The organism is Rivularia sp. PCC 7116 (assembly GCF_000316665.1).
GTDB lineage: Bacteria > Cyanobacteriota > Cyanobacteriia > Cyanobacteriales > Nostocaceae > Rivularia.
The window spans coordinates 59,682-75,441 of sequence record NC_019678.1 but is presented as its reverse complement, the minus strand read 5'-3'; the positions used below and the strand labels follow the sequence as shown (position 1 = coordinate 75,441).

Sequence of the window (15,760 nt, the reverse complement as noted above, 5' to 3'; positions counted from 1 at the left end):
TCCTGCTATGCCTTTCACATACAATCGTACTATTCGCTTTCAAGATACCGATGCTGCTGGGGTTGTTTACTTTGCGAATGTTTTAGCTATATGTCATGAAGCTTATGAAGCTGCTTTAGAATCTTTAGGAATTAGTATCAAGCAATTTTTTACAAATCCATCAACGGCTTTTCCTATTGTTCATGCTGATGTTGATTTTATGCGCCCTATGTATTGCGGCGATAAATTATTTGTTGATTTAACTCCTTTAAGAATTCGTACAGAGGAGTTTGAAATTGATTATAAACTTTACATTAATGAGAAATTAGTCGCCAAAGCAATGACTCGTCATGTTTCTATTGATGCAGCGAGCAGAAACAAAATCGGATTATCGGCAGAAATCGTTAAATGTTTGGAAAGATTGCGTCAATAGATATAAAAATAGAGTTGCAAGAAAAGTGCTACTGACGACTACAGGAAATATGAACACTAAGAAACACTTCCAGTTGCTTGCATACAGCTTCATTACTTGGCTCATTTTTTACATAATTGGACTTCCCGACTATTACCAGCAATGGTACTTTTGGGCAAAAATTGCGGTTTGTGTCTTCGTCACACTTATCTATTTTCCGATTACGCAATATACCCTCAAAAAGTACTGGACTGACGGCAAGCATTTGGTCAACTCGTGTTGGCTTGCCCTATACCTAACGCTTCCGCTTTTTGTATATGACTATCTGCTGCTGGCCGTTTATAAGGGGCTTGGAATCGGGTTTGTTATTCCATACTGGTATTTGACGTTCTTCTACTTCTCTTTCTGGATTCAATTTCCTCTTGTCGGTTGGTGGATGCAACGCACCAAAACTCAGAGCGTGGAAGCAAGCGCATTCTGAACAAGGCAATACGTGTAAAATTATTCTAGGAACTGCGTTAAGTTTTAATACCTTCATTAAATTCCGTCTTCTGGCAGTCTTTCATGGTGATACTTTCAGCCACGTTGGCACTTCGTGACACTTTCTCTGTGCATTACCCCAATCACCAATAAGTATTTATTTAGAAACGGCGATTTCATAAAGCTTTTGCCGATTAATTTTACCCTGAGAATTACGAGGTAAGGAATCAACAGGAATCCAAACTTTAGGAATTTTATAATTACTAAGCTTCTCTTTAAGCAAAGTCTGTATTAATATACGTTCATTTTTATCTTGTTGTAGTGCGGGCATCTTAACTGCTGGATGATTAATACCCGAATTAACCACATAAATAGCAGTTACAACTTCTCCCCAATATTTATCGGCTAAGCCAATTACACAAACATCAGCTACCATTCCAGTTGCTCTAATTACGGCTTCAACCTCAGTGGGATAAACATTTTCGCCACCAGTAATGATTTTATCGCTGTTTCTACCGACAATATTTAGATAACCTTGTTCGTTTAAAAAAGCTAAATCGTCTATTTGCAAACAAGTTTGTGTTTTACTACTAAGAGGATAATAACCAAGCGCTAATGATTTTGCTTGAATATTGATATTGCCAATTTGATTAACTTTTAATTCTTCCCCCTTTTTACCGCAAATTGTGATTTTTGCATGGGGAAGAATCTTACCGCAGCCAACTTTACCTTGAATAAAATCATCTGATTTCATAGTCGCTATTTGAGAAGCGGTTTCTGTCATTCCGTAGGTGGGAGCTAATCTAATGCAATGAAACCTTGCTTTTTGCAATAATTCATTCCAAGCTGGGGCACCTCCTAAAAGTACCGTTTGGAATTTACTCAACCATTCAGCTAAATCCGATTTCTGCAATAAACGCTCTAACTGAGTAGGAACTAAAGATATAAAATATTCTGAGCTACTAATTAATTGATTAAAATTATTTTTACTATAACTTACTGGTTTTGATTCCAGGGATTTAAAAGGTAAAACTATTAACTTTCCACCCGTAATAAAACAGCGCATAAACTGCATCAAACCGCTGACATGATACAGCGGCAATACACAGAAAGAATTAATCTGATCTACTTGAAAATACTCTTTGAATCCCAATACCGAAGCCGTCAAAGTATCCCAGGTATGAACTGCAAATTTTATTCTTCCCGAGGAGCCACCGGTAGGAATCATTATGTATGGGGATTGGGCATTGGGGATTGGGCATGGGGCATTGTAAATATCAGTATTATGGGAGTTTTCAAGAAAGTAAGATGCTTCTACGGCTTTAGGCTTAATTCCCCAAATAATATCTGGTTTGACTAAATCAAATACTTGCAGCCATTCTTGTTTTCCCCAATCGGGATTACATAAAAATACGGGACAATTCGCTTTACAGGCAGCGATAAAACCGGCTAAAAAACGCACCGGCTGGCGTTCATTTAAAATAATTTTCGGTAGATAAGAATGTTGTTGTTTAAATTGGAAAATATCAAAATCGAGTTTTTCAACTAACTCAACTAACAAATGACTATCTTCACAAATTAAACAGTCGTTATCTACAAAATACTTGAAGTTTCCTTCCATAGATTTTTTAAACAGGTTTGTTCATCCTCTGCAAAAAAATGATTCACACCAAAACCAACCGCTCTTTTTTGCTGCGATAATTCTGCGGCTAATGACAATGCTGCTTCTCTGCCAATATTAGTTTCAAAAACCGACGAAAAAACAGTATCAACTTCGTGATTAAGGCAAAACCGGCGCAAACGAGAAGGGGAACCAATAATACCGGCTTTAATCACAAAAATTCCTCGCCAACCTCGTTGATAGCAGCTTTCAAGTTGTTTGAGTGTAGCAACAGATTCATCTAAAGCAATTTTGGTATTATAAATCCGACTTAATTCCAGCATTTCGGAAAACCTATCTACTGCAAGCGGTTGTTCAATAAATTCGATTTTTAAATCAATATCATCATTTTTGTTGATTTCATCGCATTTTCGCAACCAAATTTCAGCTTCACCATAACTCAAGCCAGCATTCGCATCCAAACGTAGTTTCGTGAAAGCGGGTAATTCTCCAGCGAGTAAATCGAAAATGAATATTTCTTCAGCAAAGGGATAAACCCCAATTTTCCATTTAAAACTGTGAGAGCCATATTCCCATATATTTCGCCATTGATGTAAAGCTGCTCTACCAGCAGGCAGCAAAATGCTACTGGTAATTGGGGATGATTCAGCAGAAAAATAATTTTTGTTTATCATTTCCCGCGCTGACTCAAATCCAAACTGGCAAGCGGGTAATTCATCGGGAATTGAAAAGATAATATTTTCGGTAATTGTCTGCGGTAATTTACGACAAAATGAAATAGCTTCTTCTACTGTTTCCGAGCCAAACCAACTAATCGGAGCAATTTCCCCCCATCCGACTTTTCCTGTTTCATCCCTAAGACGAATAATAAGTCCATTCCGACTTTCCCAAACACCGTGAGACGTATTTAAGGGAGTCACGAATTTTCTACTGTAAGTACGAAATTCAAACTTGTAAAACATCCCTGATGATTTTGAATTTTACATTTTGGATTTTAGAGATAAGAGCAGTTAACAGTGAGCAGTTAACAGTGAGCAGTTAACAATTACCAATTACCAATTACCAATTACCAATTACCAATGCCCAATCCCCAATCCCCCATGCCCAATGCCCAATGCCCCATGCCCAATTCCCAATTGCTAATTACAAAACAAAACCCAATCCTAATAACAGACAACACCAAAATTGCACTGCGATCGCGATAAATTTTAAGTTACTAATTTCTAGCGGTTTGTCGTGATTTTGCGAGACGTGATTATATAGTTTTGCCGCAAAAGGTAAACTAAACCAACTCAAAAGCGTCCATAAGGGAAAAATTCCGCAAAGTATAAATATAAATATCAGTGCATAAATACTACCTGTGAACCACTTTAAAACTTGCGAACCTTTTAAAGTTCCCAGACGAACAATAGGAGAAAGCTTACCTGCTGCTAAGTCATCTTCAACTTGATGAAAATGGGAACAAAACAAGATTAAAGTTGTGGTGATACCGACTATTACCGAAGCAGCTAAACTTGTTAAAGAGTAACTTTGAGTTTGACTGTAATAACCTGCGGCTACTCCCAAAGGACCAAAAGCAAAAAAGCAAAGTATTTCTCCTAAACCTTTGTAACCCAAACGAAAAGGAGGTCCTTGATAGAGATATCCTAAGCCGCAACAAATCAAAATTATCCCAATTAAAGTTAGGTCTTTTTGCCACCAACTAATTGTTAATATTCCGAATAACCCTGAAGCTAGAAAGCAATTTCCCAACCACAATATTAATTGTCTGCTGCCCGTCAAATTGACAAGAGAATGATGTTTGTTAATATCAATTCCCGTATCAGAATCAAAAACATCATTACTCAAATTTTCCCAAGCAAGAATCAAAATTGCAGCAGCTAAAAATGTGCAGAAAACTGCTGTGTGAAGCACCCTTGTTTCTGCAAAAGCGATAGCCGTTCCGACCCAAATCGGCATAATCGCAACGCAGTACATTGGCGGTTTTAATGCCGCCATCCATAACCTTATGTTGGGATATAAAATCAGCTTTGTAGTCATCAGTCGCAATCAATAAAATTGCTAAATTTTCCATCGGCACAAAGCCGCAAGCGCATCCATCATAACCTCTGTTTCCCATAGTCTAAGTTTCGTACATCCCTTGTATGTCAGGGGTGTATTTACAGCGAAAGCTCCTGTAAAATCTAGACTCGAAGCAGTAATAAAGGTTTTGCCATCAACTTTGATGAACCTGCCTTCACGCTGCTGGTAAAACAGCATCTGAATGTGCTACCTGTAGAAATACGACCACGATTCATGATGCTTTAGGAAGAGAACTTCAAAAAAATTTACTATTTTTAGATCCATGACAGTTTCACCATGTTCTGCCGAGTTTTTTGTATACAATAAGGAGCTATACCAATTTCTTGTAAAAAAACGAGCATATTGTATTAAGAATAATTGCACACAAATAGCTAGTATTGGTTTAGAAATTGACTCGGTAGACCCTTTGGTTGTCTTCCAGAAACTTAGTGCATCAAATAAACTTAATTTTTATTGGGAAAACCCAAGCAAAGAAGAAGCCATTGCTGCCATTGATGCAGTAACAAAATTTCACATTGAAGGAAAAGAGCGTTTTATTCAAGCCGAAAAGTTTATTAAATATAATCTAGGCAAAATAATTAATTTTTGCAATGTAAATCATTCTTTCTCCCAACCACTATTTTTTTGCAGTTTTAGTTTTTTTGATACAAATCTTCAGGAAAACTATCCTTTTTTTCCCGCTACTGTTTTTTTACCTAAATGGCAGGTGACTCGAAAAGAAAAATGCTGTATATTAAGAGCAAATATTAAAATTGATGCGGATTTAAACATAGAAAAGACGTTAAAAATTTTATGGCAAAAAATTACATCAATCAACCTTTTAAAATACGATGCTGTCGATTTAGATAATTCTCAACCTCAATTTATTAAAAATTCAATTACGAAATCTAGTAAATTCCAGCGATCGGTCTTATCGGCTTTAGAAGATATTCGTAAGGGTACTTATAGTAAAATTGTATTGGCAGATGCTCTCAACATTCAATCAAGTACTCCATTAAACTTATTCAAATCTTTAAATAATCTACGACAACTGCATCCTAACTGCTGCGTATTCTCTACAAGTAACGGCAAAGGACAAAATTTTATCGGTGCCTCTCCAGAAACATTAATTGCAATTCGCAATCAAAAGTTAAATACGGATGCTCTAGCTGGAAGCGCCGCCAGAGGCAAAACACCAGCAGAAGATGCAAAAAAAGCTAATCTTCTGCTCAACAGTCAAAAAGAAAGACACGAACATTCCCTAGTAATTGATTTTATTACTCAAAAGTTACTCAGCCTCGGTTTATTACCCCAAGTTTCCACACCCAGACTGCGGCAACTATCAAATATCCAGCATTTGTGGACACCAATCATTGCCAAAGTGCCCCGTAACGTGCATCCCTTACAAATAGTTTCCCAACTACATCCAACTCCAGCAGTCGCCGGTGTTGCGCCAGAAGTTGCTTGTCAAGAAATTCGTCGTTATGAAAGTTTCGAGAGGGGCTTATATGCCGCCCCCTTGGGTTGGATAGATGCCGAAGGTAACTGTGAGTTTGTTGTAGGAATCCGCTCGGCGCTGATTGATACTTCGACTAAATCATCTTTGCTTTATGCAGGTGCGGGCATCGTACCGGGTTCAGATCCACAAAAAGAATTTGCAGAAATTCAACTGAAACTACAAGCACTTCTAAAAGCTTTAACTTAAGCATTGAAAAATCTATAGGGTGTGTTACGACGCGGTAAGTGAAAAATATATATGTTTCGTATCTAACGCACCGTTTTAAAAATAGGCTTGTAGTAATAACACATCCAATGAGATTTCAAACATATGTATTTTACGCAGTTTAACGCCGCCATACTTTCTACATCTGTCTTTATCGTTTATTTATTACCACTTTGCCAAAGTGGCAACCTGCAAGACTTTTTCTGAATTATTATTCAAATTAATAAGTCTACTTAGCTTAGTTCAGGGTGCTAAAAAAACTATCAAAGTCTGTCAATCGAAAATATGCTCAAGGTGATGTTTGAAGCGGGAAGTAAGAGTAATTTCACTTATTTCTCGCCTTTTTCTTTTAATATCGATAATTGGGAATTGGGCATTGGTAATTGGTAATTGGGAATTGGTAATTGGTAATTGGTAATTGGTAATTGGTAATGGGTAACTGTTAACTGCTAACTGCTCACTGTTCACTGTTAACTGCTCACTGCTCACTGCTCACTGTTCACTGTAATAAATCTTTATGCAAGAAAGGCTTGGCATCTTCACCGGTATAGCTACTTGCAACATGACCGTTACCTGTCATTTTATATTTATAGGTTACTAAGCCTTCTAAACCAACTGGTCCTCTGGGTGGTATTTGCTGGGTACTGATTCCGACTTCTGCACCAAATCCGTAACGGAAACCGTCTGCGAAACGGGTGGAACAATTGTGGTAAACGCCTGCTGCATCAACTAAGGATAAAAAGTTTTCTGCTGCTTCTATATTTTCGGTAACGATTGCGTCGGTATGTTTAGAACCGTATTCGTTAATATGGCTAATTGCTTCGGGTAAAGAATCAACAATTTTGATTGACAATATTAAATCGCTGTATTCTGTTTCCCAATCTGCTTCTGTTGCCGGTACGATGTTGGGTAAAATTGCTTGGGTTGCTTCGTCTCCTCGCAATTCGACGTTTAATTTTTGTAAAGCTTGTGCAGCTTTGGGTAGAAAAGTTGATGCGATATCTCGATCAACCAGCAATGTTTCGATTGCATTACAAGCTGCTGGATAGTGAGTTTTAGCATCTACTGTAATATCTACCGCTTTTTGCATGTCTGCGGATTTATCGATATATAAATGACAAATGCCGTCAGCATGTCCCAATACCGGAATAGAAGTATTTTGCTGGACAAACTGCACGAAAGAATTAGAGCCTCTAGGAATAATCAAATCTACATATTTATCCAACTTCAATAATTCTAAAGTTTCTTCTCTAGTGGTTAATAACTGTACCGCATCTGGATCGACTGTAGTTTTGGATAATCCTTGTTTAATAGCTTTAACTATAGCTTCGCAAGAACGAATCGCTTCTTTTCCACCTTTGAGGATTACACCATTTCCCGATTTTATCGCCAAAGAGGCAATTTGAATCGCCGCTTCCGGACGTGCTTCAAAAATCACTCCCAAAACTCCCAAGGGACAACTAACACGCTTGAGAATCAAACCAGTATCTAGTTTACGATGAATTTGAATATTACCAACAGGGTCGGAAAGTTTACCTATATCCCTTACCCCAGCAATATTATCTCTTAATTTATGCTCGTCTAACTGCAAGCGCTTGTAAAGTGGCTTAGCAATTCCTTCACTCGTAGCAGCTTCACAATCTGAAATATTTGCTTGAATTATTTCATCCTGTGCTGATAGCAGTGCAACAGCAATAGCTTCAATAGCTTCATTTTTTGCAGCAGTAGACAACACCGCTAGCTTCATAGCTGCAAGTCGAGTTTGTTTAGCAGTCAGAATTAAATCGGAATTATGAATGAGAACTGTCATAGTAATGCCCGAAAACGCAGTCTTATCTTTAATCCTAACTGCGAACGGGAAATATTAATAATCAACTATCAAGCATTAAGTATAAATGTTTTTAATGGTTGAAAAGCAATTGTCGATTAGTACTCTATTGTGTAAATAGGTATTTTTGGTCTCTCAAAAAAAATTATCGGCACCATCCGGAATGCTTGAACTCGCTTCTGTAGCTTTTCCTGTTGAAATCAATATTAAACGAAGGAAGAACCGAAGAAGCTTGGAATTGTGATGGGGATTTGAACAAGGCGGTTCGGCACAAAGAATAGTCTGTCCGCCGACACGCCGCCCCAACCCATTCACCCGGAGCGTGGGAGGAATCTTTCACCTTTGAACGGTGGGGAATTCAACCCATATGTTTAGTTAAAAAAATTGGCAGTTAACAGTTAGCAGCTATCAATACAAAGGCTACGATTCATTCTCTTAACGTTAAATAGAGTTTATGAAAAATTCCTTAAAAATTATGTTCCCCATTTTCTAATAAGCTGTTGCGTATCTAATTTTTATACAAGCCGCAGACTAGATGCCTGCATTACAGGATGCAAATATTTTCGCAATTTAGCTAATTTTTAAATTAGTATCGAGAACTGAAAAATAAATTTATTCTTATAGTTAGCTTTTATATCTTCTCAACTAAAGCTGTAGGCATAAAATACAGTTATTTTCCTACTAATCAATCAACCACCACCTCCAACTATCATGACTTCTATTTCTAACTTTCATAGCGTTAAAAGCCAGCTAAATAAACCTGTATTAACCCAAGGTTCTTCTGGACAAGCAGTACTAGAATTACAAAAATTATTAAAGCATTGGCGATGTTATTGCGGTGAAATTGATGGTATCTTTGGACCCCAAACGACAGCCGCAGTTAACTGCTTTGAGTACTGGATGTTTTTAGCTGAAGACGGCATAGTTGATGAAAATACTTGGCTGTCTTTGTATAAAGGTGCGCCGGTAGATATGCCTGTCTTACAAAAGCGCAGTCAAGGGGAATTAGTTGAAAAAATTCAGGAAAGGCTTTTGTGGTCTGGTTTTTTTCAATCTGCAATTACCGGTTATTTTGGTATCGTAACCGAAAATGCGATTAAAGATTTGCAACAGCGTACCGGATTAGCCCCAGACGGAATAGTTGGCGATCGCACTTGGTTAGAGTTAAGTAAAATTCGCGAGTATAGCTATTAAAAATTATTCTTGAATATCAAAAATTGTATTTTACAAATTAAAATTATGTTTAACCACAAAAAGGTTAATAATTTAGGAAAAGTTACTTAAGTATTATCCGTTATCGGCTTATATTTTGAATTAACCCTATGTTAGCTGCAAAAAAGCACTTAAAGCTTAAAAACCCGGCTTTTTTCTAAGCTGGGTTTTTAATTCAACATTTAATTGTTTCTCATTTTCCGCCATGTATAATCTATCTATCAATTACAAATAATCGGATTCTCTACTTGTTGCTGCGAATAAGCTAACGGTTCAATTACAATCTCTTCGCCTCTGATAACAACAAGATGTTTTTGACAAGAAAAAAACCAACCATCATCGTTTTTTTCATAATTAACATTACTGTGTTTTAGCTGCCACTCTCTAACAGCTTTTCCTCCAGAATACAAAGTAACTCTGTAATCATCCCTAAAGATACGAGAAAATTTATGCGTCCAATTATTTTCTTTATTAGGCGTACAGCCATTCAGTAAAATAACAATAAAGCAACTAATAACTAGAAATAGTTTAGTCAATTTAGGCATGAATATAATAGTTAACAAATCAAATTAATTACATCATTTGAAGGCTATTTAATTAAACCAAATGTATTCATATCGATTGATTCAATATTCTTGCACTTTAGAGGATGTTTTAAAAGTATGATTTTTATTCCGTTTGCCGGATTATCCCACCTTCCCCCCTTAAAAAGGGGGGTTAAAGTCCCCCTTTTGAAAGGGGAATTTAGGGGGATCTAAAGATTTGTGGTATTATCTAAGACTTTCCAAACATCCTCTTACATTTGGCATAATTAATATTATTGCCTACTAACTATTTTACAAATAAAAACTGCCAATTCAGAATAATTTGTATCAACAAAAAAATGAATTAAAAAGCGACAACTATAATTAATATCTGCCTAGTAGATTACAATGTTAGTATGATATCTTTTATTTAACTAAAAAATGACTTATTAAAAATCGTTTTGGGAAGCAGAATTTACAGCCATAATTTTATTTATTTATAGCTTTGAAAACTCATTTTTGTCGTTCCACGTTACTTAAAGCTTGAACACAGAACCATCGATGATAATATAATAATAATCGCTTAATAAACTTTTCTTAACTTTAAACTTCAATTTTATAGCAGTTATAGTTCGCATAATTGTATCAAGCGGTGATTTTATAAAATCAAACAGTTTTGTAGATGAAATTTAAATCGCGAAGAAGAATCTGCGCCAAATATAAAAACAACACCAAAAGAAAACGTCAAAAAAATCCTTGGAAAAGCGAGATAAACGACATCGTAAGAGGCGGCTGTGGGGGCTTTCTGTTTGGCATTCCCCTGCTTTACACGATGGAAGTATGGTGGATAGGCTCATCTGCAACACCAGAGATGATGTTAATGGCACTGTTATTAACATTTATTGTTGTTTATCTACTTATGCGTACAGAAGGTTTCCGCAAACCCAAACGTTTCAGTCGTCGTTATCAAGCAATTACAGAAACAGTAGAAGCAATGGGAATCGGCTTAGTTTGTTCGGCTTTTATGTTATTGCTACTACAGGAATTATCTGCGGGAGTTTCCCTCAAAGAAGCATTAGGTAAAATTATTTTTGAAAGCGTACCCTTTAGTTTGGGAGTTGCATTAGCCAACCAACTTTTAGGTGAAAACGGAAACAATCCACCAGATAATAGAACTAGCAGTCAAAACGATTTAGTTGATAATAACCCCACCTTCACCGATTTAAGCGCAACCTTAATTGGTGCAACAGTTATCGGTTTCAACATTGCACCAACCGATGAAATTGCAACCCTGGCAGCAGCAGTATCCGAGCCTTGGCTTTTGGCAATTATTGCCATTTCCTTATTAATTTCCTACGCAATTGTATTTCAAGCCGGTTTCTCAGCCCAAGAAAAACGCAGACAACACCAAGGTATATTTCAGAAACCATTTAGCGAAACCATGATTTGCTACCTAGTATCCTTAATTTCAGCCGCTATAATGCTGTGGTTTTTTCAAAAATTAGCTTGGAGCGATCCTTGGACAATTTGGTTAGAACACAGCATTATATTAGGATTGCCAACAACCATTGGTGGTGCTGCTGGAAGGTTGGCAATATGAGTCAACCCAAACAAGATAAGCAAGAGCAAAAACGTACAATAGCTGAATGGGCAACATTCTGCATCGCTTCATCCATACTTCTCGGAGTTATAGGTTTAGTCAGCTTCACCTGGATAAAACAGCCAGCACAAAAACCACCAGCCCTTGTTGTCACCAATAATAAACCCCTGCGAAAAGTTAACGAACAATATTATGTACATTTCGAGGTAATTAATAAAGGTGAAGAAACAGCAGCTTCCGTACAGGTAATAGCAGAATTACGTCTCAACGGAAAAGTAGAAGAAACAGGAGAGCAGCAAATAGAATTTTTATCGAGAGGTGAGAAAGAGACAGGAGCATTTGTATTTACAAAAAACCCCAACCAAGGAGAATTGATTTTAAGAATAGCAAGTTATAAATCGCCTTAATTTACAAATTTCGGCAAAGTTATCTCATGTTTGAATACTTAATTCAAATCTTCCACCATTGTCGTTAAACCCGAATAACCGCCTTGTAAGCCGGAGGCTTTCTAGCCCGCACGCTCCGCGTGAACGCAGATAAATCAATTTCAAGGCTGATATACCAAGCGCGTTGAAACGCACTAAAAGCCTTGCCTAGTCTGATTTATCAGACTTTGTTTATGAGCCTGGGAATTTATTCCAAGGCGGTGTCGAGGATAGTGCAAGATTTGAGTTGATTTCAACAATCAATTAGTTAGGCTTATGCAAATTATTGAAAGTTTCAATCCCTAATAGGGATTTAAGTTGATTTCAACAGGACTTGGCTGATGATTATCTTGGTTTTTTCTATAGTTTCAATCCCTAATAGGGATTTAAGTTGATTTCAACAATATCCGGAATTTCCATTCGATTAAAGCCTTCTGTTTCAATCCCTAATAGGGATTTAAGTTGATTTCAACCTCTAGAAGCGGGATTTTCCCATATATATTAAATGTTTCAATCCCTAATAGGGATTTAAGTTGATTTCAACTTTCTTATATTTAGTCATATATTTTTGTCATTGGGTTTCAATCCCTAATAGGGATTTAAGTTGATTTCAACTATTGAATTTTTCTCAGAATTAATACTACTTAAGGTTTCAATCCCTAATAGGGATTTAAGTTGATTTCAACTGCGGCATATTGGAAGCCTTTTCCTATTTGGTTTTCAAGGTACGGTTTCGCGGATGAAATAAAATATAGCATTTGAGCGATTGATACGCAAACTACAGTAAGATAAAAAAAGGCTGAAACCTTTACACACAGAGGGTTTGAGGGATTGCGCGGATGCGATTTTCGCCATATTGCCTGAAACCCTTACTCAAAAGGAGTTTCAGCGAAAAATTAAAGTAAGCATTTCAAACAGTTACCCATCCGCGCAAACCGAATCAAACAGTACTTGAAATTACACATATTAAACCCTTGCTCAGTAAGAATTTGAGCTTTATTTCAATTCCTTCTTAGCCTGCTGCCAAAGTTCTTCTAATTCTACCAAGCTATATTCCGAAAGCGGACGCTCGGCAAAATTTTCCATTTTTTGAAATCGCTGAATAAATCGTTTGTTTGTTCCTTGTAAGGCTTCACTAGGATCTAAATTGTTCCATCGTGCTAACTGAAGCAGAGTAAACAGTAAATCTCCTAATTCCTCTTGCTGTCTTTCGGGTGTTTCTTCAGCTAAAGCCTGTTTGAATTCTCCTAATTCTTCCTCGTACTTTTCCCAAACACCATCGATATCATCCCATTCAAAGCCTACATCAGCAGCTTTTTTAGACATTTTCATCGTTGCCATTAACGGTGGCAGCTTGCGAGTATAGCCGAAGAGCTTATTGCTCAGCTTTTGAGTTTCTGCAACAGTTTCGCCTTTCTCCGCAGCCTTGATATCTTCCCAATTTTGCTTTACCTCATCAACATTCTGCACCGAAACATCACCAAACACATGTGGATGACGACGAATCAGCTTTTGAGAAATACCTTCGGCAACTTCCTTGAGAGTAAAATCTCCAGATTCGCTATAAATTTGCGCTTGTAAAACAACTTGTAAAAGTAAATCTCCTAATTCTTCAGCGACGTGATTTTTGTCCCCGCTTTTAATCGCATCAACCACTTCATAAGCTTCCTCAATTACATAAGGAGTCAAAGTTTCCGGCGTTTGCGCTAAATCCCAGGGACAACCACCGTTAGGCGATCGCAACTTCGCAACGACATCAATTAATTCCTGCAAAGCAGTTAAAGTATCCATTAATCAGTTATCAGTGAACAGTGAGCAGTGAGCAGTGAGCAGTGAGCAGTGAACAGTGAGCAGTGAACAGTGAACAGTTACCAGTCAAAATTTCTTCCCGCTCTTCCCCCTCTTCCCCCTCCTTTATAAAAGTAGAAAACAGGTGAATCTTCAATCCTCTTCCTACCTCCTCCTTCTTGCTTTAGATTTACTCCGACGGTTGGTAGTAGATTTACTTACGTATTTACGTTTTTTTGGTTTCTTTTTAGGCAGCAAACTAGTGATGCCTTTTCTTTTAAAGCGTTTGTAAGCGGAATTTGACCAGTCACTGATGGAATGGCTCATCGCACCGAGTTCTAATCCTACAAACAAGGCGAGGAATTCGGTTTTATGAAGGTTGATAATATCTAATAGATGCTTAGCTACTTCCTGCCAACTTAGAGTCATATTTAATAATTTCTCGGCAATAAGTAAAACAATAATCGTTACGATTGAAATTAAGACGCATAAATAGAGTACCCGCACGGTTGTCCCAATTAACGGTCCGTGAGATAAAAAAGAACGATGACGAAGACTTTTTTGATAAGGAAGCCAGATAAAACGGAAATAACCCCAACGTTGGTATTGAATTGAATAAATGTCCAAGTCGGGGCCGAACATTAATCCCCCAAACATAAACCCACCAGCAATTAGTAGGGTAATACTGCTGCTGTGAGTTTGCCAAAAAGTGGTACCAGCAATGAATGGTAAAGCCCAAATTGTAATGCGATCGTGAGTTTGACCGGAGGGCATAATAAAAATCAGAAAATGGGGATGGGGAATAGGGCATTGGGCATTGGGAATTACCAATTGCCAAAACCTGTAAATATAAATTAAGTCTCCCCTCTGTGGAAGCCTGGGGTTTCTCTAACGCCCGAATCATAACCAATAAACTGACAAGATACAAGGTACACTTAGACCTCACTGTATGTCCATCCCAGTTGTTACCAAATAATAAGCCGAATTTCCTTTGCTACGAAGCGGTTTTGGGCTATTGATTAAAAGTTATTCAAAAAAAATTTTGTAAAAGACTAGCATTATACGAAAAAGTTTGTTATATTATTTTCTTAGTGAGACACCGAGGACGATTAGCTCAGTTGGTAGAGCGCCTGCCTTACAAGCAGGATGTCACTGGTTCGAGTCCAGTATCGTCCATTTAAGAATTTTGAATATTTAATATATATCTGTTAATTGCTGATATCTAATGCGTTAACAGAAAGTTTTTTATTGCTGTAGGGTGTGTTGTCGCGACAGCGTAACGCACCGTTATGGCTAAAGAAAAGAAAGCTGCTCCAAATCGTCCTTTAGCTGAATCATTAGAAGCGATTTTAGATGAAGAAGACGACGGTTTAGCTTGTCATTTGTAATTTTAGCTTCCGAGTAAAAAGATGACTCAAACAGCAATTACTAAAAGAATTACCACAATTGCGGAAGCAGAAAAGCAATTTAATTTAGTTCGTACTGCTGATGTCAATTTCTTCACGGAATGGAGAGAAAATTTAGCAGATATAATCGATGCCGAAAAAGCTGTATTAGACAGAATTAAAGCTAGATATCGTTATCACAGAGTTAATGGAAATCTTGCTGAAAGTTTAGTTAACCTATTAGTTTTATCGCCTTTACTAGAGTTAGCGGGGTTTTACGATCCTCCTTATTTGATGCAAGGAGAAGTTGCTGTTGAAGTTAGTACCTCAGTCGCAGAAAGCGAGGTATCTGATGAAATCTTGCGAGGAAGAATAGATTTTTTAGTGGTGTCAAAAGGATTGTGGATAGCGGTTTTGGAATCGAAGGGAACAGAAATTAACCTTGATATGGCAATTCCTCAAACCTTAACTTACATGATGGCTAATCCCGATGCGACAAAACCCGTATTTGCAATGGCAACAAATGGAGGAGACTTCTTTTTTTTGAAGCTAAATCGTCAGGGAACACCTCAATATGATATTTCTCGTATTTTTTCGCTTTTACCTTTACAGAATGAACTTTATGATGTGCTGAAGATTTTGAAGCAATTGGGGAAGGGGATTGAAGATATTGATTGATTGATTATTCTTTATCTAAGATAATATTTTCAATTTAAATTTAA

Annotated in this window: 14 protein-coding genes, 1 tRNA gene and 1 CRISPR repeat array; of the genes, 8 read left to right on the top strand and 7 right to left on the bottom strand. The window is 37.2% G+C overall.

The window, feature by feature from the left end; translation table 11 throughout:
* The first annotated feature begins 7 nt into the window (after nucleotides 1-7).
* Both RIV7116_RS00320 and RIV7116_RS00315 read left to right on the top strand, forming a co-directional pair.
* Nucleotides 8-412, top strand: a complete 405-nt coding sequence (locus RIV7116_RS00320; protein WP_015116254.1) for a thioesterase family protein — start codon at nucleotides 8-10, stop codon at nucleotides 410-412.
* Between the two features lie 49 nt (nucleotides 413-461).
* Nucleotides 462-872, top strand: a complete 411-nt coding sequence (locus RIV7116_RS00315) for a hypothetical protein (protein ID WP_044290694.1) — start codon at nucleotides 462-464, stop codon at nucleotides 870-872.
* Between the two features lie 156 nt (nucleotides 873-1,028).
* On the opposite strand, the gene RIV7116_RS00310 is transcribed toward RIV7116_RS00315, so the two are convergent.
* The 3 genes from RIV7116_RS00310 to menA form a co-directional block, all read right to left on the bottom strand.
* Nucleotides 1,029-2,492, bottom strand: a complete 1,464-nt coding sequence (locus RIV7116_RS00310; protein WP_015116252.1) for a 2-succinylbenzoate--CoA ligase — start codon at nucleotides 2,490-2,492, stop codon at nucleotides 1,029-1,031.
* A complete protein-coding gene (locus RIV7116_RS00305; protein WP_015116251.1) occupies nucleotides 2,465-3,454 on the bottom strand; it encodes an o-succinylbenzoate synthase in 990 nt (329 codons plus the stop codon). The genes RIV7116_RS00310 and RIV7116_RS00305 overlap by 28 nt, the downstream gene beginning before the upstream one ends.
* 181 nt (nucleotides 3,455-3,635) lie before the next feature.
* Nucleotides 3,636-4,532 carry a 2-carboxy-1,4-naphthoquinone phytyltransferase gene (menA, locus tag RIV7116_RS00300; protein WP_015116250.1) on the bottom strand — a complete coding sequence of 299 codons (897 nt, stop codon included), beginning with the start codon at nucleotides 4,530-4,532 and terminating at the stop codon, nucleotides 3,636-3,638.
* Nucleotides 4,533-4,836: 304 nt separating this feature from the next.
* On the opposite strand from menA, the gene RIV7116_RS00290 reads away from it, so the two are divergent.
* Nucleotides 4,837-6,258 carry an isochorismate synthase MenF gene (locus RIV7116_RS00290; protein ID WP_015116249.1) on the top strand — a complete coding sequence of 474 codons (1,422 nt, stop codon included), beginning with the start codon at nucleotides 4,837-4,839 and terminating at the stop codon, nucleotides 6,256-6,258.
* A 517-nt stretch (nucleotides 6,259-6,775) separates the two neighbouring features.
* Here RIV7116_RS00290 and RIV7116_RS00285 read toward each other — a convergent pair.
* Complete coding sequence (locus RIV7116_RS00285) at nucleotides 6,776-8,086, bottom strand: glutamate-5-semialdehyde dehydrogenase (RefSeq protein ID WP_015116248.1); 1,311 nt, start codon at nucleotides 8,084-8,086, stop codon at nucleotides 6,776-6,778.
* A 729-nt stretch (nucleotides 8,087-8,815) separates the two neighbouring features.
* Here RIV7116_RS00285 and RIV7116_RS00280 point away from each other — a divergent pair.
* The gene (locus tag RIV7116_RS00280) at nucleotides 8,816-9,298 is read left to right on the top strand and encodes a peptidoglycan-binding protein (protein ID WP_015116247.1); all 483 of its coding nucleotides are present in this window, start codon (nucleotides 8,816-8,818) and stop codon (nucleotides 9,296-9,298) included.
* A 239-nt stretch (nucleotides 9,299-9,537) separates the two neighbouring features.
* Here RIV7116_RS00280 and RIV7116_RS00275 read toward each other — a convergent pair whose 3' ends face one another.
* A complete protein-coding gene (locus RIV7116_RS00275) occupies nucleotides 9,538-9,861 on the bottom strand; it encodes a hypothetical protein (protein ID WP_015116246.1) in 324 nt (107 codons plus the stop codon).
* A 661-nt stretch (nucleotides 9,862-10,522) separates the two neighbouring features.
* Here RIV7116_RS00275 and RIV7116_RS00270 point away from each other — a divergent pair.
* The gene (locus RIV7116_RS00270; RefSeq protein WP_015116245.1) at nucleotides 10,523-11,440 is read left to right on the top strand and encodes a TIGR02587 family membrane protein; all 918 of its coding nucleotides are present in this window, start codon (nucleotides 10,523-10,525) and stop codon (nucleotides 11,438-11,440) included.
* The gene (locus RIV7116_RS00265) at nucleotides 11,437-11,847 is read left to right on the top strand and encodes a TIGR02588 family protein (RefSeq protein ID WP_015116244.1); all 411 of its coding nucleotides are present in this window, start codon (nucleotides 11,437-11,439) and stop codon (nucleotides 11,845-11,847) included. Before RIV7116_RS00270 ends, RIV7116_RS00265 begins: the two co-directional genes overlap by 4 nt.
* 239 nt (nucleotides 11,848-12,086) lie before the next feature.
* Nucleotides 12,087-12,551: a CRISPR direct-repeat array (repeat unit 37 nt; unit sequence GTTTCAATCCCTAATAGGGATTTAAGTTGATTTCAAC).
* A gap of 310 nt (nucleotides 12,552-12,861) precedes the next feature.
* On the opposite strand, the gene mazG is transcribed toward RIV7116_RS00265, so the two are convergent.
* Nucleotides 12,862-13,656, bottom strand: coding sequence for a nucleoside triphosphate pyrophosphohydrolase (mazG, locus tag RIV7116_RS00260; protein ID WP_015116243.1), 795 nt, complete (start codon nucleotides 13,654-13,656; stop codon nucleotides 12,862-12,864).
* 162 nt (nucleotides 13,657-13,818) lie between these two features.
* Nucleotides 13,819-14,427 carry a metal-binding protein gene (locus RIV7116_RS00255; protein ID WP_044290691.1) on the bottom strand — a complete coding sequence of 203 codons (609 nt, stop codon included), beginning with the start codon at nucleotides 14,425-14,427 and terminating at the stop codon, nucleotides 13,819-13,821.
* A gap of 329 nt (nucleotides 14,428-14,756) precedes the next feature.
* Here RIV7116_RS00255 and RIV7116_RS00250 point away from each other — a divergent pair.
* A tRNA-Val gene (locus tag RIV7116_RS00250) sits at nucleotides 14,757-14,829 on the top strand.
* Nucleotides 14,830-15,062: 233 nt separating this feature from the next.
* A complete protein-coding gene (locus RIV7116_RS00245; protein ID WP_015116240.1) occupies nucleotides 15,063-15,716 on the top strand; it encodes a hypothetical protein in 654 nt (217 codons plus the stop codon).
* Nucleotides 15,717-15,760: the final 44 nt, after the last annotated feature.

What these genes read in the sequence shown, in the direction of transcription:
- RIV7116_RS00255 (WP_044290691.1), bottom strand. Translation starts at nt 14,427, where the DNA reads ATGCCCTCCGGTCAAACTCACGATCGCATTACAATTTGGGCTTTACCA.
- RIV7116_RS00275 (WP_015116246.1), bottom strand. Translation starts at nt 9,861, where the DNA reads ATGCCTAAATTGACTAAACTATTTCTAGTTATTAGTTGCTTTATTGTT.
- mazG (WP_015116243.1), bottom strand. Translation starts at nt 13,656, where the DNA reads ATGGATACTTTAACTGCTTTGCAGGAATTAATTGATGTCGTTGCGAAG.
- RIV7116_RS00320 (WP_015116254.1), top strand. Translation starts at nt 8, where the DNA reads ATGCCTTTCACATACAATCGTACTATTCGCTTTCAAGATACCGATGCT.
- RIV7116_RS00265 (WP_015116244.1), top strand. Translation starts at nt 11,437, where the DNA reads ATGAGTCAACCCAAACAAGATAAGCAAGAGCAAAAACGTACAATAGCT.
- RIV7116_RS00245 (WP_015116240.1), top strand. Translation starts at nt 15,063, where the DNA reads ATGACTCAAACAGCAATTACTAAAAGAATTACCACAATTGCGGAAGCA.
- RIV7116_RS00285 (WP_015116248.1), bottom strand. Translation starts at nt 8,086, where the DNA reads ATGACAGTTCTCATTCATAATTCCGATTTAATTCTGACTGCTAAACAA.
- RIV7116_RS00310 (WP_015116252.1), bottom strand. Translation starts at nt 2,492, where the DNA reads ATGGAAGGAAACTTCAAGTATTTTGTAGATAACGACTGTTTAATTTGT.
- RIV7116_RS00315 (WP_044290694.1), top strand. Translation starts at nt 462, where the DNA reads ATGAACACTAAGAAACACTTCCAGTTGCTTGCATACAGCTTCATTACT.
- menA (WP_015116250.1), bottom strand. Translation starts at nt 4,532, where the DNA reads ATGACTACAAAGCTGATTTTATATCCCAACATAAGGTTATGGATGGCG.
- RIV7116_RS00280 (WP_015116247.1), top strand. Translation starts at nt 8,816, where the DNA reads ATGACTTCTATTTCTAACTTTCATAGCGTTAAAAGCCAGCTAAATAAA.
- RIV7116_RS00270 (WP_015116245.1), top strand. Translation starts at nt 10,523, where the DNA reads ATGAAATTTAAATCGCGAAGAAGAATCTGCGCCAAATATAAAAACAAC.
- RIV7116_RS00305 (WP_015116251.1), bottom strand. Translation starts at nt 3,454, where the DNA reads ATGTTTTACAAGTTTGAATTTCGTACTTACAGTAGAAAATTCGTGACT.
- RIV7116_RS00290 (WP_015116249.1), top strand. Translation starts at nt 4,837, where the DNA reads ATGACAGTTTCACCATGTTCTGCCGAGTTTTTTGTATACAATAAGGAG.